A 23,098-nucleotide genomic window follows, 5' to 3' on the forward strand; every position below is an offset into this window, starting at 1 on the left:
GCCGGGTTCTTCTCGCCTATTCCCTCCATTGCTGCAATCGCAAATACCATCACATTCACGGGTTGCCTCGGAGCCAAGCTTCGCTAGTTTGGCGCGCGCCGCGTGACACTTTTACCACCGACGCAACCGAGACGCTTTCTTAACGACCGCATAACTATCAAGGCCCGCATGTACACGCTTTACCATCACTCGTTCTGTCCGCATTCCCGCTTCATTCGTCTCGTACTCGGCGAATACGGACTCGACCTCACACTGGTGGACGAGCGCCCGTGGGATCGGCGCGAGGCATTTCTGGCGCTCAATCCTGCGGGAACTACGCCTGTGCTGCTCACCGATGGTTTCCCGCCCATTCCTGGCGCCGGGATCATTGCCGAATATATCGACGAGACCCATGGACCGGAGATGGGCGATCGCCGCCTGCTGCCTGTCGCGATGGCGGAACGCATCGAAGTGCGCCGGCTGATGGCGTGGTTCAACGAGAAATTCTTCGAGGAAGCCTCCGGTCCCCTGGTCACCGAGCGCATCTACAAGCGCTTCATGAGCGAAGAGGTCGGCGGCGGCGCCCCGGCGATGGATGTGATTCGCGCAGCCACCGCAAATGTGCGCTATCATCTGGCCTATATCGGCTGGCTGGCGCGGACACGCAATTTTCTGGCCGGTGACCGACTGACTTATGCAGATCTGGTCGCGGCAGCTCATCTGTCGGCGATCGACTATCTGGGCGATGTTCCATGGAGCGAGGACGACGCGGCGAAGGCGTGGTACGCGCGGGTGAAATCCCGTCCGTCGTTCCGACCGCTGCTGAGCGAATGGCTGGCGGGCGTACCGGCATCGCGGACCTATGTGGATCTCGATTTCTGAGCCCATCCGCTGACGACGACCGCGCCGCGCTTCCCGCCGATCTCAGGGATATGCTGACGCGGGAGGCACTGGCGCTCGGCTTCGATTCGATCGGGATCACTGATCCCGATGCCATCGCCGGCGTGCGCGAGCGGCTGCAGGAATTTCTCAACGCCGGCGCCCATGGCGACATGGAGTGGCTTGCCAACAATCCCGACCGCCGCGCCAATCCCAAAGTGATGTGGCAGGACGTTCGTTCCGTCATTATGCTCGGCGTCAATTACGGGCCCGACGAGAATCCGCTCGAAATCCTCAAGCAACGCTCGCACGCCGCGATCTCGGTCTATGCTCGCGGCGACGACTATCATGATCTCATCAAGAAGCGCCTGAAGCTGCTGGCGCGTTGGCTGATCGCGCAAGCGGGCGGCGATGTGAAGGTATTCGTCGATACGGCTGCCGTGATGGAGAAGCCGCTCGCCGGCGCGGCAGGATTGGGCTGGCAGGGCAAACACACCAATCTCGTCTCGCGCGAATTCGGCTCGTGGCTGTTTCTCGGCGCGATTTTCACCACGCTCGAGCTCCCGCGCGACGCCCGCACGGTCGATCATTGCGGTTCGTGCCAGGCCTGTCTCGACAGCTGTCCGACCGCGGCCTTTCCCGCGCCCTACAAGCTCGACGCGCGGCGCTGCATTTCCTATCTCACGATCGAGAACAAGGGGCCGATCCCGCACGAATTCCGCAAACCCATGGGCAATCGCATCTATGGCTGCGACGATTGCCTCGCCGCCTGCCCATGGAACAAATTCGCCCAGGAAGGCCGCGAGATCAAACTCGCCGCACGCGATGAGTTGCGCGCGCCGTCGCTGGCCGAACTTGCGAAGCTCGACGATGCGGCTTTCCGCGCGTTCTTTACGAAGTCACCCGTGAAGCGTATCGGCCGCAACCGCTTCATCCGCAATGTGTTGATCGCCATCGGCAATTCGAACGACCTATCACTGGTAAACGACGCGCAGCGACTGCTCGGCGATGAAAGCCCTGTGGTGCGCGGGGCTGCGGTGTGGGCGCTGTCACAACTAATGCCCGCAGACGAATTTGCTGCGCTGGCCACGCAACTCGGCGACGCTGAAAAGGATGAGAGCGTGAACGACGAATGGCAGCTTGCGCTCAGTTCGTCAGATGTCGCGCCATCTCCGGCCGCGCTTTGAGCGCAGCGCTCTGCTTGCCGACGATCTTGGCGATGCGCTCCGGCGCGAAATGCAGATCGACGAAGGCCGGCGCCGTATTGGCCACTTCATGATAGCTCACGATCTTGCCGTCACGCAGCGTCATGATCGCAACGCCTTCGAACATCGCGCGGCCGCCGTGGGCTTCCGGAAGTTTCGAGCGATAGCTGAATGTGTAGCGCGCATAGAGCGTGGCGCCGTCGCTGACGGGCGTGTGCATGTCCCAACGAAAATCTTCCGCGGTCCGGTAGAACCAGTCATCGACCATGTCGGCGATTTTCGCGCGGCCTTCGAAGGCGCCGTAGAAGACGTCGTGATAGACGCCGCCCTCGGTGAATAGCGCAGCGAAGCTATGGCCGTCACGCTGTTCAACGGCATCGCAAAATGCACGTAAGAGTGCCGTAGCATCCATCCGAATTCCTCCCGCTGATTGATCGCTCTTTTCAGGCGAGCCTATTCAACGGTGCGGGTGATGCAATCAAAACTCCGCCACAGCCGACAATAGTCGCGCAATGTCCTGCGGGCGCGACAGCCGATGGTCGCCGTCCTGGATCATGGTCAGCACGACGTCGTCGCTCGGTAGCCGTTCGGCAAGGCGGAAAGCGTGCTGCCAGGGCACGTCGGGGTCCTGCCTGCCTTGCAAAATCCGCACGGGGCAACCGACATCGATCGCGCTGCCAAGCAGCAGATGATTGCGCCCCTCCTCGATCAACTGCCGCGTGATCGGATAGGGCTCGCCATATTCCGACGGGCGCAGCCATTGACCGGCGGTCTCGATCTCCGCGCGGATTTCCGGCGAGAAGCCTTTCCACATCAGCTCTTCGGTGAAATCCGGCGCCGGCGCGATCAGCACCAGACCCTTCAGCGTCGCACGCCCCACTTTGCCGCGTCGGGCCAGCGCGCGCGCCAGCAGGAGTGCCATCCAGCCGCCCATCGACGAGCCAATCACCACCTGCGGCCCCTGACAGGCCGCATCAAACACCGCGAGACTGTCTTCCAGCCATTGGCCGATGGTGCCGTCGGCGAAATCGCCACCGGATTCACCGTGGCCGGAATAGTCGAAACGCACGCAAGCGCGGCCGTGCTCGGCGGCCCAGGCATCGAGCGCCACCGCCTTGCCGCCCTGCATGTCGGATTTGAAGCCACTCATCCAGAACAGGCCGGGTGCAGCGCCGTCGCGGACCCGCATGGCGATCTGGCGACTGTTGCCGCCAGTGCCGACAGTGATGAAACTAGGGTCGGTCGATACCGTTATGCTCATCAAACTATCCTTGTTCGACCTCAGAATGCCGATTGCTGTTTGATTGAGCAGGTCGGGATCGTCAACGTCGATCCCTCAACGTCCATATATCCCAGGGAACGTCCACCTCGATGCCGCGTTACGGTCCTGTCAACCACGGCTTGCAGAACGTGCCGGGGAACTCTATTTGAGCACGGTCAGCGGTGTACGACGCCTATGGCCTTTCGCGTGACGAAATTGCCTCGTATTTGAGTGATTTGACGCTGCGTTGCGTGAGTTTGCTTGCTCGAAACGCCTTATTCCTTCACACTGCGGCCTTCCTTCACAACATTGGAGAGTTACCCATTCGCCGTCCCAACAGAGCCCCGCCCGCCGCAACAAAAGACGGGCCGCGCACCAACGATGAAATTCGCAATCTGCAGATCCAGCTGATTGATCAGACCGGCCTGAACCACGGCACCGTGGAAACCATTGCTGCGATCAAGATGGCGATGGAAGCCGGTATGGATCTGGTCGAGATTTCGCCGAACGTGAGCCCCCCCGTCTGCAAGATCATGGACTACGGGAAGTTCAAGTATTCGGCGCAGAAGAAGGCCGCCGAGGCCCGCAAGAAGCAGAAGATCGTCGAAATCAAGGAGATCAAGCTCCGCCCGATGATCGATGATCATGACTACGACGTGAAAATGCGCGCGATGCAGCGCTTCTTCGAGGAAGGCGACAAGGTCAAAATCACCTTGCGCTACCGTGGCCGCGAAATGGCGCACCAAGAAATCGGAACCAAGCTGCTCGACAAGGTCAAAGCAGACGTCGCCGAATACGCCAAGGTGGAGCAGGACGCGCGCTTCGAAGGTCGTCAGGTGGTGATGGTGCTGGCACCACGCTGATCACAGCGGCGACTGACCTTAACAAGGTTGGCAATCAGGAATTTCGGCCCGTCAGGTTTCTGGCGGGCCTTTTTCTTTGGGGGAGTATTCGGAGATCGGCCGAAACCGGACGGCTCAGCCCGAGATAAGGGTGAGTGCACCGGCCAGCGCAAGCGCGGCGGCGAGGCCAGCGGCCGCGAACATCCAGCGGGTGGCGGTCTGAGCAGCAGCATCTTGCTGGATGGCAACCGCCCTTGCGGCGGCACGTGCATTCCGGGCCATTGTCGTCGTCCCTCTGTTTCTCTGGTCCGGATCACATAGGCATCCGGAGCGCGTCGGACCAGTCTGCAGCCATGCGCTAAACAGAGTGTTGAGCCGCGTTAATCGTTGCCATTAGGGCGTTCCTCTGCCATAAGCCCAACCTTCGTCGCCCGGCTGATCAAGGGCTGCCGTGTCGACGACTGTGCTGACTTCCCGCAAACGGCGGTTAGTTGAGCATTTTCAACGCTCTAACGAGCATTTTAGCCGACGCAACGCCTTTCGGGGCGCTTTCTGCGTGGCAACAGGAGAGCCAAATGCCCAAGCTGAAGACCAAGTCGGGCGCCAAAAAGCGCTTTAAAGTCACCGGAACGGGTAAGGTTATGGCCGCCCATGCCGGTAAACGCCACGGTATGATCAAGCGGACGAAGAAGCAGATTCGTCAGCTCCGCGGCACCCGCGTGCTGTTCAAGACCGATGGCGACAACATCAAGCAGTACTTTCTGCCAAACGCCTGATCGCCCTTACGCCGCTTCATTGCGGCGGATATCACCCCTTTTGTTATTTCAGATGAAGGAGATCAGTCATGGCTCGCGTAAAACGCGGTGTGACGGCTCACGCCAAGCATAAGAAAGTCTACAAGGCCGCCAAGGGTTTCCGTGGTCGCCGTAAGAATACCATCCGCGCCGCAAAGGCCGCCGTCGACAAGGCCGGCCAATATGCGTTCCGCGATCGCAAGCGCAAGAAGCGCACGTTCCGCGCGCTCTGGATCCAGCGTCTCAACGCTGCCGTCCGTCCGCTCGGCATGACCTACAGCGTGTTTATCAACGGTCTCGCCAAGTCCGGCGTGACGGTCGACCGCAAGGTGCTCTCGGATCTCGCGATCAACGAGCCGGCGGCGTTCAACGCGATTGCCGAGAAGGCCAAAGCTGCACTCGCAGCCTAAGCCAGCAAAGGCCGCACTGGCGGCCTGAGCTCTCCAGGCTCCGCGTATTCATCGACATTGTCATGGCCGGGCAGAAGCGTTCACGCGCTCCTGTCCCGGCCATTGACGTCTTAATCCCTGTGATACCCGTGCTGTAGAAGCTGGTGCCCGGCCTTCCGTCGGACGCGCAGACAGCAAGAGGCCGCCCGCCTCTCTCATCGAGGTTGCTGATGTCCGATCTGACGACGCTCCAACAGAATATCCTGGCTGATATTGCCAATGCCTCCGACGAAACCGCGCTCGAAGCGGTGCGCGTCGGCGCGCTCGGCAAGAAAGGTTCGATCTCCGCGCTGCTCGCCACGCTCGGCAAGATGTCGCCGGAAGAGCGCAAGACCGAAGGCGCGGCCATCAACCTGGCCAAGGACACCGTCACGCAAGCGCTGACCGCGCGCCGCGATGTGTTGAAATCCGCAGCCCTCGATGCACGTCTCGCGTCCGAGATCATCGACGTGACGCTGCCGCTGCGCGAGGGCCCCGCCGAGCTCGGGCGCATCCATCCGCTGAGCCAGACCTGGGACGAACTGACGACGATCTTTGCCGATATGGGCTTCGCCGTCGCCGAAGGTCCGGATATCGAAACCGACGACTACAATTTCACCAAGCTCAACTTCCCCGAGGGCCACCCGGCCCGCGAGATGCACGACACCTTCTACTTCAATCCGAAGGAAGACGGCTCGCGTCTGCTGCTGCGCACGCACACATCACCGGTGCAGGTTCGTACCATGCTGAGCCAGCAACCGCCGATCCGCGTGATCTGTCCGGGCCGCACCTATCGCAGCGATAGCGATCAGACCCACACGCCGATGTTCCATCAGGTCGAAGGCCTGGTCATCGACAAGGGTTCGCATCTCGGCCACCTCAAATGGATCCTGCACGAATTCTGCAAGGCTTTCTTCGAGGTCGATAACGTCAATATGCGCTTCCGTCCGTCGTTCTTCCCGTTCACGGAGCCGTCGCTGGAAGTCGATATCCAGTGCCGCCGCGACAAGAACGAGATCCGCTTCGGCGAAGGCGAAGACTGGCTCGAGATTCTCGGCTGCGGCATGGTGCATCCGAATGTGCTACGCGCCTGCGGCATCGATCCCGACGTGTATCAGGGCTTCGCCTGGGGCATGGGCATCGACCGTATCGCAATGCTGAAATACGGCATGGCCGACCTGCGTCAGCTCTTCGAAGGCGATGTGCGCTGGCTCAATCACTATGGCTTCAAGCCGCTTGAAGTACCGACGCTGGCCGGAGGACTGAGCACGTGAAATTCTCCCTCTCCTGGCTGAAAGATCATCTCGAGACTGACGAGTCGCTCGAGACGCTGACCGACAAGCTCACCATGATCGGGCTTGAGGTCGAGCATATCGACGACAAGGCGAAGCTCCTGAAGCCGTTCACGATCGCCGAGATCGTCACGGCCGAGCAGCATCCCAATGCCGACCGCCTGCGCGTCTGCACCGTCAATGCCGGCGATGACAAACCGTTGCAGATCGTCTGCGGCGCGCCGAACGCACTCGCGGGACTGAAGACCGTTCTCGCCAGGCCCGGCACGTTCATCCCGGGCAAGGATTTCACCATCGGTCTTGGCAATATCCGCGGTGTCGAAAGCCAGGGCATGCTGTGCTCGGCAGGTGAACTCGGCCTGCCGGAAAATATCGACGGCATCATCGAACTGCCCGCCGATGCACCCGTCGGCGCGATCTATCCCGATTGGGCCAAGCTCGGCGATCCCGTCATCGAGATCAATCTGACGCCTAATCGTCAGGACTGCACTGGTGTGTCCGGCATCGCGCGCGATCTCGCCGCGGCCGACATGGGCGTGTTCAAGAATCCCGGCATCAAGCCGATCAAGGGCGAATTCCCCTGCCCGGTGAAAGTCACCGTCGAAGACGCCAAGCTGTGCCCCGGCTTCGCGCTGCGTCTCGTGCGCGGCGTCAAGAACGGCCCGTCGCCCGAGTGGCTGCAGAAGAAGCTTACCTCGATAGGTCTGCGTCCGATCAATGCGCTGGTCGACATCACCAACTTCCTGACATTCGACCGCGCGCGCCCGCTGCATGTGTTCGATGCGTCCAAGGTAAAGGGTGACATCGTTGTCCGCCGCGCACGTGACGGCGAGACGCTGCTCGCGCTCGACGGCAAGACCTACACGCTCGACAGCAAAGCCTGCGTCATCGCCGATGACAACGGTGTGGAATCGCTCGCCGGCATCATGGGCGGCGAAGCGTCGGGCTGTTCGGAAGAGACCACCGATGTGCTGATCGAATCCGCGCTGTGGAACGAGATCAACATCGCGCAGACCGGTCGCAGGCTCGGCATCAATTCCGACGCGCGCTATCGGTTCGAGCGCGGCGTCGATCCGGTCTTCATGGTGCCCGGTCTCGAACTGGCAACCAAGCTGGTGATGGAACTATGCGGCGGCACACCGTCGGAAAGCATCGTGGTCGGAAAGCCTTACGGCGACGACCGCATCATCGACTTCCCGATTGCCGAGGTGAAGCGCCTCGCCGCCATCGACGTGCCTTTCCCGGAGATGCGACGCATCCTGACGCATCTCGGCTTCATGGTGGCCGGCAGTGGTCCTATGGTGAAGGTCGCGGTGCCGTCCTGGCGTAGCGATGTGACCGGCAAGGCTGACATCGTCGAAGAAGTCATGCGCATCTTCGGCGTCGACAAGGTGCCGATGACGCCGTTCCCGCGCGGCGATGCCCCGCGCAAGCCGGTGCTCACCCAGATCCAGCAGCGTACCCGCCGCGCCAAGCGTGGATTGGCAGCACGTGGGCTCGTCGAAGCGGTGACGTGGTCGTTCATCTCGAAGCCACATGCCGAAGTGTTCGGCGGCGGCGCGCCGGAACTGGCGCTGGCCAATCCGATCGCCTCCGACCTCTCCGACATGCGGCCCAGCCTGTTGCCCGGACTGATCGCGGCCGCTCAGGCCAATGCGCATCGCGGCTCGTCTGACCTCGCGCTGTTCGAAGTCGGCCAGATCTTCCGCGGCGATCGCCCGCAGGATCAGTTCATGGCTGCATCCGGCGTCCGGCGTGGTCTCGCCTCGTCGGCGGGCAACGGCCGTCACTGGTCAGGCGCCAGCGCTGCGAACGCGCTCGACGCCAAGGCCGATGCCTTTGCAGTTCTCGCAGCCGCGGGCGCACCGATGCAGGCGCTGCAGATCGTCGCCGGTGGCGCGAATTGGCTGCATCCCGGCCGGTCCGGCACGATCCAGATCGGTCCGCAGAACGTCCTCGGTCATTTCGGCGAGCTGCACCCGCGCACGCTCGAAGCACTCGGTGCCGACGGCCCGTTGATGGCGTTCGAAGTGATCCTTGATCGTATTCCCGACGCCAAGCAGAAGGCGACCCGCGCCAAACCGACTTTGGAGCTCTCGGCGTTCCAGCCTGTGTCACGCGACTTCGCCTTCATCGTCGATCGCAAGGTCAGGTCCGGTGACATTCTCCGTGCGGCAGCCGGCGTGGACAAGAAGCTGGTCACCGATGTGACGGTGTTCGACGTCTACGAAGGCAAGGGCATCGACGACGACAAGAAGTCCGTCGCCATCGCCGTGACCATGCAGCCGCGCGAGAAGACCCTGACCGATCAGGAAATTGATGCGGTGGCAGCGAAGATCGTGGCGGAAGTAGTGAAAAAGACGGGCGGCACGTTGCGCGCATGATGGAATCACTCGGCCTGGTCCAGTATTCGACCACGTCGCTCGTTTTTATCACCGTCACCGCCTTCATCGCCGGACTGGCCCGCGGATTTTCGGGCTTCGGTTCGGCGCTGATCTTCATGCCGCTCGCCTCAAGCGTGGCCGGCGCGCAGGTCGCGTCGCCGTTGCTGCTGCTGATCGACTTCTCGACCACGCTGACGCTGATCCCGAACGCCGCAAGACGAGCCGACAGGCGCGACGTCAGCATCATTTCGCTGGGCGCACTTATTGGCGTGCCACTTGGCACGATGGCCTTGGCCTGGGCCGATCCGCTGACTGTTCGCTGGGGCATCGTCGCACTGATCGTCACGATGCTGACGCTACTGATCTCCGGCTGGCGCTATCCTGGTAAGCCGACCGTACCGGTGACTGTCAGCGTCGGCGGTCTCGCCGGGTTCTTCGGCGGCTTGGCACAACTCGGCGGCCCGCCAGTGGTGATGTATTGGCTGCGCGACGCGGCCGTGGCTGCCGTCACCCGCGCAAATATCATCCTGTATTTCGCGGTCGCAGACGTCTTGATCATCATCAGCTATACGATCGGCGGATTGTGGAGCACGGCCATCCTTGGGCTCGCGGTAGTGACCGGCCCCCTGTTCGGCCTCGGCCTGTGGATTGGCTCGAAACTGTTCGGCAAGGCCAGCGACGAGCTGTTCCGCAAGATCTGTTACGCGCTGATCGCCGTCTCGGCGCTGATCAGCCTGCCGCTGTTCGACGGGATATTTCACTGACGCTTGCGTGACTTGCGGCGCCAGCCGGCGCGGCGCTAGGGTCTCTCCAATTCAAGAACAACGGGAGAAGACCATGATCGATCGCCGCGACATGCTGAAGTTTGCCGCTGCCGGCGCAGCGATCTTCGCAGCGCGGCCCGCGCTGGCGCAGACGCCGGCAAAACCGCGTACCAGGATCATATTTCTCGGCACCAAGGGCGGCCCGCGCGTCGGCGTCGGCGCATCCAATCCCGCCAATCTCGTTGTGGTCAACGACACGCCATTCGTGATCGATTGCGGCATGGGCGTCAGCCGGCAACTGGTCAATGCCGGCGTGCCGCTTCCCTCGGTGAAGTACATCTTCATCAGCCACCACCATTCCGATCACAATCTGGAATACGGCAACTTGTTCTACAATGCCTGGGCCGCAGGCCTCTCGACGCCGATCCACTCGTTTGGTCCCAAGGGCATCGAGGCAATGACCCGGACTTACTGGGAGTTGAACAAATTCGACGTCGATACCCGCATCGAAGATGAAGGCCGCCCCGATCCGCGGCCGTTGCTCGTTGCCAAGGATATCATGGAGGATGGCGTGGTGTTGCGGACCGCCGACGTCAAGGTGACGGCGTTCCGCACTCCGCATCCGCCGATCGTCGACAGCTTCGCCTACAAATTCGAAACGCCCGACGGCGTCATCGTGTTCTCCAGCGACACCGCTTACAACCCGAAGCTCGCAGAGTTCGCCAAGGGGGCGGACGTGCTGGTGCATGAGGCACTTTACGTGCCCGCTGTTGACCGGCTGGTGATCAAGACGAAGAACGGCGCGACGCTGAAAAAGCATTTGATGGAAAGCCACACCACCACCGAGGATGTCGGCCGCATCGCCGCCGCGGCTGGCGTGAAGGTGCTGGTGCTCAGCCACTTTGTGCCGGGCGACGACCCCGAAGTCACCGACGAAGACTGGATCGAGGGCGCACGAAAGAATTTTTCCGGTAAGATCATCGTGGCCAAAGATCTGATGCAGCTGGCGCTACCGGTGTAGCGCCAATAGCGGCCTCGCATCGCGGCTATTCCAGCCCCGCTCCGCTCGACCGCTGCCGACGCTTCGTGCGCACCGGCTTGTCTGGTTCCGGCTCTTTCATTGCGCCGATCTTCTTGAGCGCCGCCTCTGCTGCGCGCTCGCCGCTTTCCCATGCGCCATCGACCGTGCCCCACAATGTTTCATGCGTGGCTTCGCCGGCGAGGAACAGATTGCCCATGGGCTCAGCCAACACGCGGCGCGAGGCTTGACCACCCGGTGCGGCCCCCGACATGGCTCCGAGCACGAATGGCATTGTATCCCAGCGCGTCGTTGCAGAGCGCTTGATCGCAGGTTTGATATCGGAGCCGAACAGCTTCGTCAGCCATTCAACGGCGAAAGCCACCATCGCGGCCTCGCCCTGAGTTGCAAGGTCGCGGCCGAATGCGCCGGCGACATCGACGGTACACAGCGATGACCCGCCAATATTCGCAAACAGCGCACCGGTACGTGTGCTCGTGCTTTGCTCGACCATCAGCTCATCGCGACCCAGCCCGAGCGGATTGCCGCTAAACTGTAGCGCGATACGGTCATAGCTGCCGAGGCTGAGCTTTGCCGCCGCGTCGAGCTGCCGCTTTGGCAATTCCGGCGTGAACTTGATTGTCCCCGACGACAACGCATTGCTTGATGCGGTGATGATCACCGCTCGCGCCGCAATGCGCCCCGACGCCGTCTCAACGCCGATGTCGCGTCCGCTCCAGGTCACGCGCGTTGCAGGGGTCGACAGTGCCACCGGAACGGCCTCGCCGAGCTTACCCATCAACGCGCCGAGCCCCTGGCGCGTGGCAACATCGATGGCGCGATCCTGCGCGCGCGAAAGATCCAGCGTCGAGAGATCCTTGAGGTCCTTGCCGGTCGCATAGGCCCCGAGCACGAAATCGATCGTGCCTGCCCAGTCCCCAAGGTCCTTCGGCAGCGCCGCGGCGCAGGAGATGTCGGCACGGCGCGCTGCCTCGTCGATGGCGCGATTGGCGCGCACGACTGCGGCGAGCAACTCCTCGGTCTCGCCGGCGCGGGCATTACGACGGCCGATGCGCAGCTTCTGGCTCGGCGGCGACGGCGCGACATCAATTCCCACCGGCCGGGCAAGCTTCACCACTGCGTTGGTTTCTGGCGTGTGCAGCCAGCGCGCGCCACGATCGAACGGGACGTCGAAACTTGTCGCGTCCGTCATGCACCGTCCGCCAATCCGGCTGGAGGCCTCGACCACGATCACCTTGCGATTGGCCGCCTGGATGCGACGCGCCGCAGCAATGCCCGCCGCGCCCGCGCCGATCACGACAATGTCAGCATCCCGCGGCAGCGGCGCGGCCAATACCCTTGCGCCGAACAGCGGCGCAAGCGTCAATGCTGCGGACGCCGACAGGAAATCCCGGCGTGAAATTGTCATGACATGGTTTCCGAAATTTTATGATGCATGAGAACGTCCCGCGAACCTTGCCGTATTCGAGGATGTGCAGCAACCGTCGTGGTGAATCAATCGTCACCAGCGCCGCGTGGGCATGAACCAAATTGCAATGGCTCTCGACCATGATGGAGCCAGGGAAAGCGGTCGATATGAACCGCGCTGGGGGAGTCACGATCATGGGCCTCATGCTCGATACGGTCGGGAAACTGATCGCTAAATATCTGCAGAAGGAGCTGCCCGGCTACGAGCCTTTCACGCCGAGCGATCCCGAGCGCCTGCGCGGTATCATCCAGGAAGGTGATGTGTTGCTAGTCGAAGGCAACAACCGCGTCTCCGGCATCATCAAATATCTCACGCAATCGACCTGGTCGCATGCCGCGCTCTATGTCGGGCCGATCGAAGGCGCTGCAGAGCCGAATGGCGAGCCGCATGTGCTGATCGAGGCCAATATCGGCGAAGGTGTCACCTCAGCACCGCTCTCGAAATATTATCCGTTCCACACCCGGCTGTGCCGCCCGGTCGGGCTGTCCTACGAGGACCGCACCACTGTGTGTCGTTACGCCATCAACCGCATCGGCTTTGGTTACGACACCAAGAACATTCTTGACCTGATGCGCTTCCTGATCCCGCTGCCGGTGCCGCAACGCTGGCGGCGGCGTATGATCGCTTTCGGCTCCGGCGACCCCACCAAAATCATCTGCTCGGCACTGATCGCGCAGGCTTTCGATGCCGTGCGCTATCCGATTCTGCCGAAAATCACCCGCGCCGGCAGCCGCCAAGCCCGTCGCGAAATTCTGCACATCCGCGATTCATCGCTGTATATGCCCAGGGATTTCGATATCTCGCCGTATTTCGAAGTGGTGAAGCCGACCATCGAACTCGGATTCGACTACACGGCGCTACACTGGGCCGACAAGCAGAAGCCGCTCCGGGAGGTGGCGGGCACTTTCGATCCATTTCCGGACGTCTTCGGCACGACGCCGCTCATTCCTGAGACGACTGACACGGAAGCGGAAGTGGCTGACGAAGACGTGAGCAGGCCTCGGATCAGGCTGATCGCCTGATCCGCCACTTCAGGACTTGACCGCGCCCGCTGTGAGTCCGCCGACCATGTAGCGCCGGAAGGCGTAATACACTGCCGCTGGTGGTAGCGCGTAAATAAAGCCCGTGGTCATCAGCAATTCCCAGGGCGAGTCATCCGCGGCCAGGAAGTTGCCGAGCGCGACGGGTAGCGTGATCTCGGTATCCTTGGACAGCAGCAGGAAGGCGTAGAGATATTCGTTCCAGGCGAGCAGCAGCGCATAGGTCCCGATTGCGACCAGCGATGGCAACATCAGCGGCACATAGACCATACGGAACAGTTGCAACGGCGTTGCGCCGTCCATGATGGCGGCTTCGTCGAGCTCGAGCGGCAGCTTGTCCGACGCCTGCTTGAGCACCCAGATCGCATAGGGCGAAGCAATGGTCACCATCGCCAGGATCAGCGACCAGTGATTATTGAGCAGGCCGTAATTGCCCATGGTGCGATACATCGGCACAGCGAGGAACGCCGCGGGAATGAAATAGGTGAACAGCGCCATGTTCATCACCGTTCGACCGCCGCGGACGCGCAGGCGACTGATCGCAAAGGCCGCCGATGTCGCAATCACCAGCGTCAGCGCACCGACCGCCACCGCAATGACGACCGAGTTCAGGAACTGCGCCCAGAAATCGCGCAGGAAATAGTGCTGTTGATTGAACACGATTCTGAAATTGTTCAGCGTCGGATGGTCGGGCCACAACTTGCCCGCAAATGCATCCTGCTTCGGCGAGATCGCGAACAGGAACATGTGATAGATCGGAATCAACGTCCAGATCAGCACGGGAATGCCGATCAGCAGCAGTCGCGCTTCGGTACCGACTTCTCGTAGCGTTGGCACTCTCATCGGGTGAACCTCTTCATCGAGAGAGTCGTTTCATCATGAAATAGACCAGCGGCAGCACAAGCGGCATCGCGCAAACGATGGATGCCATCGACATGTCGAGCTGATCGAGGCGGAGATAGCGAATCCCCAATGTAGACAGAACATGAGTGAGATCCGCTGGCCCGCCTCCCGTCAACAGATAGACGCTGTTGAAGTCGCCGAGCGTCCAGATCATCGAAAGCAGTGTGCATGTGAGATACAGCGTCTGCATCGATGGCCAGGTGATGAAGCGGAATTTCTGCCACCAGCTGGCGCCGTCCACATCGGCCGCTTCGAACATGTCCGTCGAGATCGCCAGACGCCCTGTCATCAGGATCAGCGTCCAGAATGGCAGCGACTTCCAGATGTGCACCAGAATCGCCAGCGTCAGGCCCATGGCAGGATCATTCAGCCAGTTGGGCCCGTCCTCGCCGGTGAACTTGAAGATCAGGTTATTGATCACGCCCCATTCGGGATTGAACATGAAGCGGACCGACAGGATAGTCGGGATCGACGGCACGGCCCAAGGCAGGATGAACAGCACCGACAGCCAACGAATCCAGGTGCGCGACTGCACGAAGAAGCCGGACAGGAACAACGCTACCAGCATCTTGAGATTGATGCCGATAATCAGAAAGATCAGCGTGTTGACGACGGCACGCGCAAACACCGGATCGTTATAGAGCGCGACGTAACTCGCAGGGTGCCGCGCCAGCCACAAGCCATAACCGATCGGATAGACCACGAAAGCGGCGAATACGAGCAGATAGGGCGCGAGCATGACAATGCCCCAGACCTGCGGCGTCGTCAGGCGGGCCGACCATGGCCGGCGTGGCAACGTATCGGCGGGAGCGGGATAAGTAATCGTGGCCATGCTGTACACCATTGCAAAAGCCGGCCGCGAAGAGCGGCCGGCTTTGTCTCGGACTAACCCGCGATTTCCTTGATGCGGGCGATCAACTCATCGACGGCCTTCTCGACCGGCACCTTCTCGCTGACCACGCGGTTCATCGCCTTGGCCCACACGTTCTCGTTATTGAGGATCGTGAACTTGTAGTTCTTCACGAAATCGAACGACGAGGTACCGCCCGTGAACTGGGTGTAGACTGCCTTGCGATGCTTGTCGGCCTGCCAGAACGGGCTTGCCTGTCCGGCCTTGGTCACCGGGAACCAACGACCGAGCGCACCTTCGACATAAGGGCCGAGGTTTTCCTCTTCCATCAGGAACTTGACGAACTCCTTGGCGCCCACCTTGTTCTTCGACTGCGAGAAGATCATGCCCGTCTTCACGTCGGACCGATACTTGATCGGCGTGCCGTCCGGCTTCAGCGGGAACGATGCCGTGACGATCGTTTCCTCATAGGCCTTCTTGCCGGCCGCGCGCTGCTCCGGTGTCAGTGACTGGTTCTGCGAATCCTCGAACCACTTCGCCGCGATCGAAATCGTGAAGTTGTGGGTCATGACGATGCTCTTGTTGTGGAAGGCGACATTGTTGTCGGGGTCCTTCCACGTCGTCGAGGACGGTGGCGTACAGCCCTTGATATAGGTGTCTGTATAGTCCCTGAGGGCGCCGATCAGGCCCTCCTTGACCTTGGGGTCATCCACCAGAAGCTTGCCATCATCGTCCACCAGCTTGACGTTATAGGCATCCATGAAGGTGTAGAACGACTGCAACGAGTCCGTGGACTCCACGCCCATCGGCTGGCCGACGCCATAGGCACGGCTGCCTGACGCCTTGCGATAGGCCGGCTGGACCTTGTCGCACCAGAACGACCAATAACCCTTCCAGTCCTTGGGAATATCGCTGATCTTGTAGCCGGCCTGCTCGAGCAGATCGCTCCAGATCTCCACATGCATCGACTGCTGCTTCAGCGGAAAGCCGTAATAGGCCTTCTTCTTGGTCTGACCGTTCATCAGATAGGCCGTCTCGACCGTGTTCGGCGCGAATTTATCCATCATCGGCTTTAGGATGTCGGTGATATCTTCCAGCTTGCCTTCGAAGGCCCATTTGCCGGATGCCTGCACATCGTAGGTGTCGGCATAGGCGACATCTGGCGGCGTGCCGGAATCCAGCGCGGCCACGGTCTTCGGGATCATGTCCTGAATGGCATATTGCGAGAGTTCGACCTTGATCTTGGTTTTGTCTTCGAACTTCTTGATCGCCGCCAGCAGCGATTCATCTTCGGATTTATAAAACCCCTTGCTGAACCAGACGGTGATGCTTTGCTGCGCGAAGGCGGGCGCTGCGGTCAGAAACAAGCCGGAAGCGGCAGTGGCGAAAACAAGCGCACGGGTACCCTTGGTGATCAAGACGTCGTCCTCCCTGATGATTGTTTTTCTTGAGACTACCTCTTTCTATTTATCCGTCCAGTGAAGAAGTCGATGCTGCGCTGCACTTGTCTGACAACTTCGCAAGGGTTACGTCTTCGTGATTGCAAGGAGAAAATCGGATGCTTGTCGCTGCCGCCAAGGCGCTATCGCAAATTCTTTCACCACCGATGCGCAGCATCCTGTGGAAGTCGATCGGACTTGCCCTGGTTTTAATCACCGTCCTGGCGGTCGGCATGCAGCAGCTATTGAACTGGGCTGCCACTTCGGGCGGCGTCTGGGCCGAAAGTGCTATCGGGTCGGACTACCACACGATGATCAACGTGCTGTCCTGGATCTTGTCGATTGCCGCCGGTCTCGGCGTCGTCGTCGGCGCAATCTTTCTCATGCCGGCGATCACGTCACTGGTTGCCAGCGTGTTCGTCGATGATGTCGCCGATATCGTCGAGCGCGAGCACTATCCCGCGGAGCGGGTCGGCGTCGCATTGCCGTTCGGGCTCGCCATTACCGAAGGCGGCAAGACCGCGCTGCTGACCATCGCGGTCTATCTGATCGCACTACCCTTCGTATTCTTCGCCGGCATTGGGTTCGTTGTCTTTTTCATCGCCACAGCCTGGTTGCTCGGCCGCGAATATTTCGAGCTGGCCGCCATGCGGTTCCGCTCGCCGGCGGACGCCAAGGCGATGCGCAAGCAGCATGCGGCGACGGTGTTCACCGCCGGGCTGTTCATCGCAGCCTTCGTCTCGATCCCGATCGTCAACCTGGCCACGCCGCTGTTCGGCATGACCTTCATGGTCCATATGCACAAGCGGTTGAGCGGACCACGATCGGAGCTGATCGAGCCAGGTCGCGTGACGAAGATGCCGGTCGCCTAGACCACGGTCTTCTCCGGCCACTGGCACAGATCGTTGATCAGACACACCTCGCAGCGCGGCTTGCGCGCGAGGCACGCATAGCGGCCGTGCAGGATTAGCCAATGATGGGCATGCAGCATGAACTCGTGCGGGATCACGCGCTCCAATTCGAGTTCGACGTCCAGCACGTTTTTGCCCGGCGCCATGTTGGTGCGATTGCCGACGCGGAAGACATGGGTGTCCACAGCCATCGTGTGCTCGCCAAACGCCATGTTGAGCACGACATTGGCGGTCTTGCGCCCGGCGCCCGGCAGTGACTCGATTTCGGCGCGGGTGCGCGGCACGACGCCGCCGAATTCGCGGATCAGTTTTTCCGACAGCGCGATGACGTTCTTCGCCTTGGTGCGGTAGAGTCCGATTGTCTTGATGTAGTCCCGCACCGCCTCTTCGCCGAGATCAATCATTTTCTGCGGCGTATCGGCGATGGGAAACAGCGCGCGCGTCGCCTTGTTGACTCCGGCGTCAGTCGCCTGCGCGGACAATACCACTGCAACCAGCAATGTGTAGGGATTGAGATGTTCGAGCTCGCCCTTGGGCTCGGGATTGGCCTTGCGGAAGCGCGAGAAGGCTTCATGGACCTGGGCCTTGGTCCAAGGCTTCAACTTGATGGGTTTTAGCTTGGTGGGCTTCGGTTGGGCTGTCTTCTTCGCAGGCGCCTTGACCGTTTTCGCTACAACCTTCTTTGCAGGACTGGGCTTCGCGCTGGCGGGGAGCTTGCGGGTGATTTTCGGCATCAAAGGGATATACTGAGGGACCATGACATCAGGCAACGACTTTGACGTCCTGCAGGAACCGATGCTGTTCAGCGCGCTGCTGCGTCCGCATCACACGCTGGGTCGCAAGGGCTTCCTCATGCTCATGGGTTTCATCAGCATGGTCTCGTTCGGCGCGGGGATGGCCTTCCTGCTGATGGGCGCCTGGCCGGTGCTCGGCTTTTTCGGCCTCGACCTGCTGGCGATCTATATCGCCTTCAAGATTTACGACAGACGCGCCAGGGCCACCGAAGAGATCACGGTCACGCCGTCGGAAATTCGTGTGCGCCGGGTCAGCCCATCAGGCGACGTCGTGGAATGGGCATTCAATCCGCTTTGGGTGCAGATCGATCAGGTGTGCCACGCCGAATTCGGCATCGAGCAGCTTTTTCTGGTGTCGCGCGGCCGTCGGGTGTCGATCGCCCGGTTCCTCGGCGCGGAGGAAAAAGCAAGCTTCATCAAAGCCTTGATGGAAGCGCTCCAGGCCGCCAAACGCGGCCCGACCTATAATCCGGTGAACTGATGACCCATCGGGAAACGGGTGGTTTGCGCGCCGGGGCAGGCCTACATCGATATCATGATGAATCTTGCCAGAGACCTAGCGATGACTGAGCATCGCCCGATCAAGCCGGGCCAGCGCGACGCGGCCCTGCGCGATTACGATTCCGTGCGCCGTGCCATCGGTTTCATGCACTCACAGTGGCGGGGCCAGCCGAACATCGAGGCCGTGGCGGACGCCGCGAGCGTGACGCCGGACGAGTTGCACCACCTGTTCCGCCGCTGGGCCGGACTGACGCCGAAAGCGTTCATGCAGGCGCTAACGCTCGACCACGCCAAGGGCCTGCTGCGCGATTCCGCCAGCGTGCTCGACGCCGCGCTCGATTCCGGTCTGTCAGGCCCAAGCCGTCTGCACGATCTGTTCGTGACGCATGAGGCAATGTCGCCCGGCGAATGGAAGACCGGCGGCGCCGGCATGGAGCTGCGTTATGGCTTTCATTCCTCGCCGTTCGGAACTGCCATCGTGATCGCCAGCGACCGCGGCCTTGCGGGTCTCGCTTTCTCTGATCCCGGCGACGAACAGCGCGCTTTCGCCGACATGAGCCGGCGCTGGCCCGCGGCTACATTGATTGAGGACACTCCCGGCACGGCCGGACTGGCGCAGCGCATCTTCGACAGCAAGCTGTGGCGCCCGGACCAGCCGTTGCGGGTGGTGCTGATCGGCACCGACTTCGAAGTCCGTGTCTGGGAAACGCTGCTGAAAATCCCGATGGGCCGCGCCGTCAGCTATTCGGATATCGCCTGCAAGATCGACAACCCGAAGGCCTCACGCGCCGTCGGCGCGGCCGTGGGCAAGAACCCGATTTCCTTCGTGGTGCCGTGCCACCGCGCGCTCGGCAAATCCGGCGCACTGACCGGCTATCATTGGGGCATTACACGGAAGCAGGCCATGATCGGCTGGGAAGCGGGACAGGTGGGGGCGATTTGAAGCTTCCACACACTCTGCCCTCATCCTGAGGAGCGGTCGCTTTCGACCGCGTCTCGAAGGATGCGTGCCACACTCCTCATGGTTCGAGACGGCGCAAGAGCGCCTCCTCACCATGAGGGTTGTGTGTGACGCTAAATGACGCTTACCCCGCCAGATCGACCTTCGACGCTACCGTCGCATCGGCATTGAGCCGGTAGATCACCGGTACGCCGGTCGCGAGTTCGCGAGCGAGAATGCCTTCCGGCGTTAGCTTCTCCAGCACCATGATCAGGGCACGCAGCGAATTGCCGTGGGCCGCTACCAGCGTGCGTTCGCCGCGCAGCACGCAGGGCAGGATTTCCTGCACGAAATACGGCAGCGTGCGCGCCAGCGTATCCTTCAGGCTCTCGCCACCGGGCGGCGGCACGTCATAGGAACGACGCCACACATGGACCTGCTCCTCACCCCATTTGGCGCGGGCGTCGTCCTTGTTGAGACCGGAGAGATCGCCGTAATCGCGCTCGTTCAGCGCCAGGTTCTTCGTAACCGGAATGCCGGTCTGGCCCATCTCGGTCAGCGCGAGCTTCAGTGTGTGCTGCGCACGGGTCAGCGCCGAGGTGAACGCGACATCGAAGGTCAGACCCTGCGCCTTCAGCTTGCGGCCGGCTTCCTTGGCCTCTGCGACGCCCTTCTCGGTAAGATCAGGATCTTTCCAGCCGGTGAAAAGGTTCTTCAGATTCCATTCGCTCTGTCCGTGACGGACGAGGACGAGAAGACGTTCGTTCATCGAGAATTCCGTTTCGTTCTTCTTACATTTCACCAAGGCCGAGCACGTCAGCCATCGAGTACAAACCGGGCTTTTTTCCATGCGCCCACATCGCCGCCTTCAGCGCACCATGAGCGAAGATCATGCGATCCTCAGCCTTGTGCGACAGCTCGATGCGTTCATGGGGACCGGCGAAAATCACCGTATGATCGCCAGCGACAGTGCCGCCGCGCAGCGAGGCAAAGCCGATATCGCCGGTCTTGCGGGCACCCGTGAGACCATCGCGGCCACGGGCCGAATGTTGCTCGAGCGGAATCTTGCGACCCTCGGCAGCAGCCTGACCCAGCATGAAAGCCGTACCCGACGGCGCGTCGATCTTGGCCTTGTGGTGCATCTCCAGCACTTCGATGTCGAAGCCGTCATCGAGCGACTGCGCGACTCGCTTCACCAGCGCGGCAAGCAGATTGACGCCGAGGCTCATATTGCCCGACTGCACGACGATGGCCTGACCTGTCACGCTCTTGATCACCGCGTTGTCCGACGACGACAGGCCGGTGGTACCGATCACATGGACGAGGCCGCGCTGGGCTGCGATCGCAACATTGGCGATGGTCGCTGCAGGAACCGTGAAATCGAGAATGCCATCGGCATCCTTCGACAGCGTCCAGAGGTCGGCCGAGAGTTTGACGCCGTTCTCAGGGAGGCCGGCGAGCACGCCGGCATCCTGTCCAAGCAGCTCCGAGCCGGGCGCTTCCAGCGCACCGGAAACGACAGCGCCGGGGGTTTCGGAAATGGTGCGGATCAGCGCGCGGCCCATTCGGCCGCCGGCGCCAGCAACGATCAGTCTCATATCGGACATTGAACGATCCTCAGTATCTCAAGGCGGTATAGCGGCGCGCTGCCACGGCGGCAACACGCCCACGGTACCTAAAGTCCTTAGATACCAATCAGATCAGACACATGCTTAAGGCCCTGCGGCTCAGGGCTGCGGACCGTCATACCCCTCGATGATCACGAGGTCGCTCTCGCCGTGCGGGCTGCGCATCGCCACCAGTCGCTGGTATTCCGGCGAATTGTAACAGGCCAGAGCGGTCGCGTAGTCGCTGAATTCGAGCACGACATTGCGCGAACGCGAGGTGCCTTCCTTGGCCTCGAACTGGCCGCCGCGTACCAGGAATTTGGCGCCGAATTTATTGAAGACCGGGCCGTTCTCGGCCACGTATTGTTTGTAACCGTCCATATTGTGCACGTCGACGCGTGCAATCCAGTAAGCCTTGGCCATCTGTCACTCTCCTGTCCCGTTCTTACTTGTTCGCCAGAGCCTGCGCGATTTCGGCGACGATCGCCTCGGCCGCAGCCTTCGGATCAGCAGCTTCCATTACCGGACGGCCGACCACCAGATAGTCCGAACCTTCGGCAATCGCGCGTGCCGGGGTCATGATCCGCTTTTGATCGCCCACGTCACTGCCCGCAGGGCGCACACCGGGCGTGACCAGACACATCTCGGGCTTGATATGCTTGCGCAGGTTCGCCGCCTCTTCCGGCGAGCAGACGAGACCATCGATACCGAGCGCCTGCGCCTGCTGCGCGCGCGCGGCGACGAGATCGCTGACACCGAGCTGATAGCCCGCGGCTTTCAGATCCTCGTTGTCGTACGAGGTCAGCACGGTCACGGCGAGGATCTTCAGGCCGGAACCCTTGCTGGCATTGGCCGCCGCCTGCATGGTCTGCGGATAGGCATGCACGGTCAGGAAGGTCGCGCCGAGCTTCGCCACGCTTTCCACACCGCATGCGACAGTGTTGCCGATGTCGTGCATCTTCAGATCGGCGAACACCTTCTTGCCGGCATCGGCGAGCTTGCGCACCAGTGGCAGGCCGCCGGCATAGCCGAGCTGATAGCCAATCTTGTAGAAAGTCACGCTGTCGCCGAGCCGCGCGATCATTGCTTCGGCGGCGTCAACATCCGGCAAATCGAGCGCGACGATCAAGCGGTCGCGGGGATCAATGGTCTGCAACGTCATGTCATCTCACTTCATCTGCTGCGCGACATCGATGAGCTGGCGCACCATCGCCATCATTGCATCCTTGTCAGCTGCGTGTTTTAGCCGGTCCATATCGTCATAGGCCTCACCGGCGAACGCCAGCGTCAGCTGGTTCGGGATCACCATCGCGCGACACGCCGACAGCACCAGCCGCAAGGCCTGCAAACAGCGCGCACCGCCAAGCCGCCCATTCGAAGCCGCCGCAATCGCAAACGGCCGCTCGCGAAACACCTGGCCCTTGCTCTCATGCGTGTCTTCCACGCGCGAGACCCAGTCGATCGTATTCTTCACCAGCGGCGGCAGCGACGCGTTGTATTCGGGCGTCACAATCAGCACACCATGATGCGCCGATATCATACGCTTCAGATCGAGCGCAGGTTTCGGCACGCCGGAATTGCTCTCGAGGTCGCCGTCATAGATCGGCAGCGGAAAGTCGCCGAGCGAAATCCTGGTGGCATCGACATCGGCGCGAACCAGCGCGTCAATGGCGACAGCCGCGAGTTTCGCATTCAGCGACCCTGTGCGCAGCGAGCCTGGAATAACGAGGATCTTGATCGCAGCCATGATTCCGATCGTCGGGGCGAAGCCACCGCGC

At 61.4% G+C, this 23,098-nt stretch carries 26 protein-coding genes; 13 read left to right on the top strand and 13 right to left on the bottom strand.

From position 1 onward, the window contains the following. The first annotated feature begins 168 nt into the window (after positions 1–168). Both AB8A38_RS19145 and queG read left to right on the top strand, forming a co-directional pair. The gene (locus tag AB8A38_RS19145; protein ID WP_068730287.1) at positions 169–861 is read left to right on the top strand and encodes a glutathione S-transferase family protein; all 693 of its coding nucleotides are present in this window, start codon (positions 169–171) and stop codon (positions 859–861) included. Then, on the top strand, positions 810–2,045 hold the full coding sequence (gene queG / locus AB8A38_RS19150) for a tRNA epoxyqueuosine(34) reductase QueG (protein WP_439087072.1): 1,236 nt from the start codon (positions 810–812) through the stop codon (positions 2,043–2,045). The genes AB8A38_RS19145 and queG overlap by 52 nt, the downstream gene beginning before the upstream one ends. Here queG and AB8A38_RS19155 read toward each other — a convergent pair. Continuing rightward, a complete protein-coding gene (locus AB8A38_RS19155; protein WP_439087073.1) occupies positions 2,005–2,475 on the bottom strand; it encodes a nuclear transport factor 2 family protein in 471 nt (156 codons plus the stop codon). The two genes, queG and AB8A38_RS19155, sit on opposite strands and share 41 nt — an antisense overlap. 66 nt (positions 2,476–2,541) lie before the next feature. Further along, positions 2,542–3,324, bottom strand: coding sequence for an alpha/beta hydrolase (locus AB8A38_RS19160; RefSeq protein ID WP_439087074.1), 783 nt, complete (start codon positions 3,322–3,324; stop codon positions 2,542–2,544). A gap of 323 nt (positions 3,325–3,647) precedes the next feature. On the opposite strand from AB8A38_RS19160, the gene infC reads away from it, so the two are divergent. Then, on the top strand, positions 3,648–4,187 hold the full coding sequence (gene infC / locus AB8A38_RS19165; protein WP_086936983.1) for a translation initiation factor IF-3: 540 nt from the start codon (positions 3,648–3,650) through the stop codon (positions 4,185–4,187). Between the two features lie 114 nt (positions 4,188–4,301). Here infC and AB8A38_RS19170 read toward each other — a convergent pair whose 3' ends face one another. Next, positions 4,302–4,448 (bottom strand): hypothetical protein, encoded by a 147-nt coding sequence (locus AB8A38_RS19170; protein ID WP_439087075.1) that lies wholly within the window; start codon positions 4,446–4,448, stop codon positions 4,302–4,304. Positions 4,449–4,741: 293 nt separating this feature from the next. On the opposite strand from AB8A38_RS19170, the gene rpmI reads away from it, so the two are divergent. The 6 genes from rpmI (at position 4,742) to AB8A38_RS19200 (ending at position 10,849) form a co-directional block, all read left to right on the top strand. Next, positions 4,742–4,942, top strand: a complete 201-nt coding sequence (gene rpmI / locus AB8A38_RS19175; protein ID WP_068730283.1) for a 50S ribosomal protein L35 — start codon at positions 4,742–4,744, stop codon at positions 4,940–4,942. A gap of 68 nt (positions 4,943–5,010) precedes the next feature. Continuing rightward, entirely contained in the window at positions 5,011–5,370 is a 360-nt protein-coding gene (gene rplT, locus AB8A38_RS19180) for a 50S ribosomal protein L20 (RefSeq protein WP_068730282.1), read from the top strand. Positions 5,371–5,579: 209 nt separating this feature from the next. After that, positions 5,580–6,662, top strand: a complete 1,083-nt coding sequence (gene pheS / locus AB8A38_RS19185) for a phenylalanine--tRNA ligase subunit alpha (protein ID WP_439087076.1) — start codon at positions 5,580–5,582, stop codon at positions 6,660–6,662. Then, positions 6,659–9,064 carry a phenylalanine--tRNA ligase subunit beta gene (gene pheT, locus AB8A38_RS19190; protein ID WP_439087077.1) on the top strand — a complete coding sequence of 802 codons (2,406 nt, stop codon included), beginning with the start codon at positions 6,659–6,661 and terminating at the stop codon, positions 9,062–9,064. The genes pheS and pheT overlap by 4 nt, the downstream gene beginning before the upstream one ends. After that, positions 9,061–9,828, top strand: a complete 768-nt coding sequence (locus AB8A38_RS19195) for a sulfite exporter TauE/SafE family protein (RefSeq protein WP_439087078.1) — start codon at positions 9,061–9,063, stop codon at positions 9,826–9,828. Before pheT ends, AB8A38_RS19195 begins: the two co-directional genes overlap by 4 nt. A gap of 73 nt (positions 9,829–9,901) precedes the next feature. After that, positions 9,902–10,849, top strand: a complete 948-nt coding sequence (locus AB8A38_RS19200) for an MBL fold metallo-hydrolase (RefSeq protein ID WP_439087079.1) — start codon at positions 9,902–9,904, stop codon at positions 10,847–10,849. A gap of 25 nt (positions 10,850–10,874) precedes the next feature. On the opposite strand, the gene AB8A38_RS19205 is transcribed toward AB8A38_RS19200, so the two are convergent. Continuing rightward, on the bottom strand, positions 10,875–12,275 hold the full coding sequence (locus AB8A38_RS19205; RefSeq protein ID WP_439087080.1) for a flavin monoamine oxidase family protein: 1,401 nt from the start codon (positions 12,273–12,275) through the stop codon (positions 10,875–10,877). A 194-nt stretch (positions 12,276–12,469) separates the two neighbouring features. On the opposite strand from AB8A38_RS19205, the gene AB8A38_RS19210 reads away from it, so the two are divergent. Beyond that, the gene (locus tag AB8A38_RS19210; RefSeq protein ID WP_439087081.1) at positions 12,470–13,357 is read left to right on the top strand and encodes a YiiX/YebB-like N1pC/P60 family cysteine hydrolase; all 888 of its coding nucleotides are present in this window, start codon (positions 12,470–12,472) and stop codon (positions 13,355–13,357) included. A 9-nt stretch (positions 13,358–13,366) separates the two neighbouring features. Here AB8A38_RS19210 and AB8A38_RS19215 read toward each other — a convergent pair whose 3' ends face one another. Genes AB8A38_RS19215 through AB8A38_RS19225 form a run of 3 tightly spaced genes read right to left on the bottom strand, consistent with a single transcriptional unit; the run spans position 13,367 to position 16,546 of the window. Continuing rightward, on the bottom strand, positions 13,367–14,218 hold the full coding sequence (locus AB8A38_RS19215) for a carbohydrate ABC transporter permease (protein ID WP_068730277.1): 852 nt from the start codon (positions 14,216–14,218) through the stop codon (positions 13,367–13,369). A 13-nt stretch (positions 14,219–14,231) separates the two neighbouring features. Next, the gene (locus AB8A38_RS19220) at positions 14,232–15,110 is read right to left on the bottom strand and encodes a carbohydrate ABC transporter permease (protein WP_439087082.1); all 879 of its coding nucleotides are present in this window, start codon (positions 15,108–15,110) and stop codon (positions 14,232–14,234) included. Between the two features lie 53 nt (positions 15,111–15,163). Beyond that, positions 15,164–16,546: an ABC transporter substrate-binding protein gene (locus tag AB8A38_RS19225; RefSeq protein WP_439087083.1), complete on the bottom strand. Its 1,383-nt coding sequence runs from the start codon at positions 16,544–16,546 to the stop codon at positions 15,164–15,166. Between the two features lie 140 nt (positions 16,547–16,686). On the opposite strand from AB8A38_RS19225, the gene AB8A38_RS19230 reads away from it, so the two are divergent. After that, complete coding sequence (locus tag AB8A38_RS19230) at positions 16,687–17,439, top strand: sulfate transporter family protein (protein ID WP_439087084.1); 753 nt, start codon at positions 16,687–16,689, stop codon at positions 17,437–17,439. Here the strand turns inward: AB8A38_RS19230 and nth are convergent. After that, a complete protein-coding gene (nth, locus tag AB8A38_RS19235; protein WP_439087085.1) occupies positions 17,436–18,212 on the bottom strand; it encodes an endonuclease III in 777 nt (258 codons plus the stop codon). The two genes, AB8A38_RS19230 and nth, sit on opposite strands and share 4 nt — an antisense overlap. 22 nt (positions 18,213–18,234) lie before the next feature. Between nth and AB8A38_RS19240 the strand changes: the two genes are divergently transcribed. After that, complete coding sequence (locus tag AB8A38_RS19240) at positions 18,235–18,753, top strand: DUF2244 domain-containing protein (RefSeq protein ID WP_439087086.1); 519 nt, start codon at positions 18,235–18,237, stop codon at positions 18,751–18,753. Between the two features lie 81 nt (positions 18,754–18,834). Then, on the top strand, positions 18,835–19,716 hold the full coding sequence (locus AB8A38_RS19245) for a methylated-DNA--[protein]-cysteine S-methyltransferase (RefSeq protein WP_439087087.1): 882 nt from the start codon (positions 18,835–18,837) through the stop codon (positions 19,714–19,716). A gap of 142 nt (positions 19,717–19,858) precedes the next feature. Here the strand turns inward: AB8A38_RS19245 and AB8A38_RS19250 are convergent, their stop codons facing one another. From AB8A38_RS19250 to AB8A38_RS19270, 5 genes are all read right to left on the bottom strand, one after another. After that, on the bottom strand, positions 19,859–20,482 hold the full coding sequence (locus AB8A38_RS19250; RefSeq protein WP_439087088.1) for a 2,3-bisphosphoglycerate-dependent phosphoglycerate mutase: 624 nt from the start codon (positions 20,480–20,482) through the stop codon (positions 19,859–19,861). 22 nt (positions 20,483–20,504) lie between these two features. After that, a complete protein-coding gene (gene dapB, locus AB8A38_RS19255; protein ID WP_089263057.1) occupies positions 20,505–21,320 on the bottom strand; it encodes a 4-hydroxy-tetrahydrodipicolinate reductase in 816 nt (271 codons plus the stop codon). A 120-nt stretch (positions 21,321–21,440) separates the two neighbouring features. Next, entirely contained in the window at positions 21,441–21,743 is a 303-nt protein-coding gene (locus AB8A38_RS19260; protein ID WP_315839962.1) for a DUF1330 domain-containing protein, read from the bottom strand. A gap of 22 nt (positions 21,744–21,765) precedes the next feature. Beyond that, positions 21,766–22,482, bottom strand: a complete 717-nt coding sequence (pyrF, locus tag AB8A38_RS19265; RefSeq protein ID WP_439087089.1) for an orotidine-5'-phosphate decarboxylase — start codon at positions 22,480–22,482, stop codon at positions 21,766–21,768. A 6-nt stretch (positions 22,483–22,488) separates the two neighbouring features. Next, entirely contained in the window at positions 22,489–23,067 is a 579-nt protein-coding gene (locus AB8A38_RS19270; RefSeq protein ID WP_315839960.1) for an NADPH-dependent FMN reductase, read from the bottom strand. Positions 23,068–23,098: the final 31 nt, after the last annotated feature.

Source organism: Tardiphaga sp. 839_C3_N1_4 (assembly GCF_051811045.1).
In the GTDB taxonomy this organism is placed as follows: Bacteria; Pseudomonadota; Alphaproteobacteria; order Rhizobiales; family Xanthobacteraceae; genus Tardiphaga.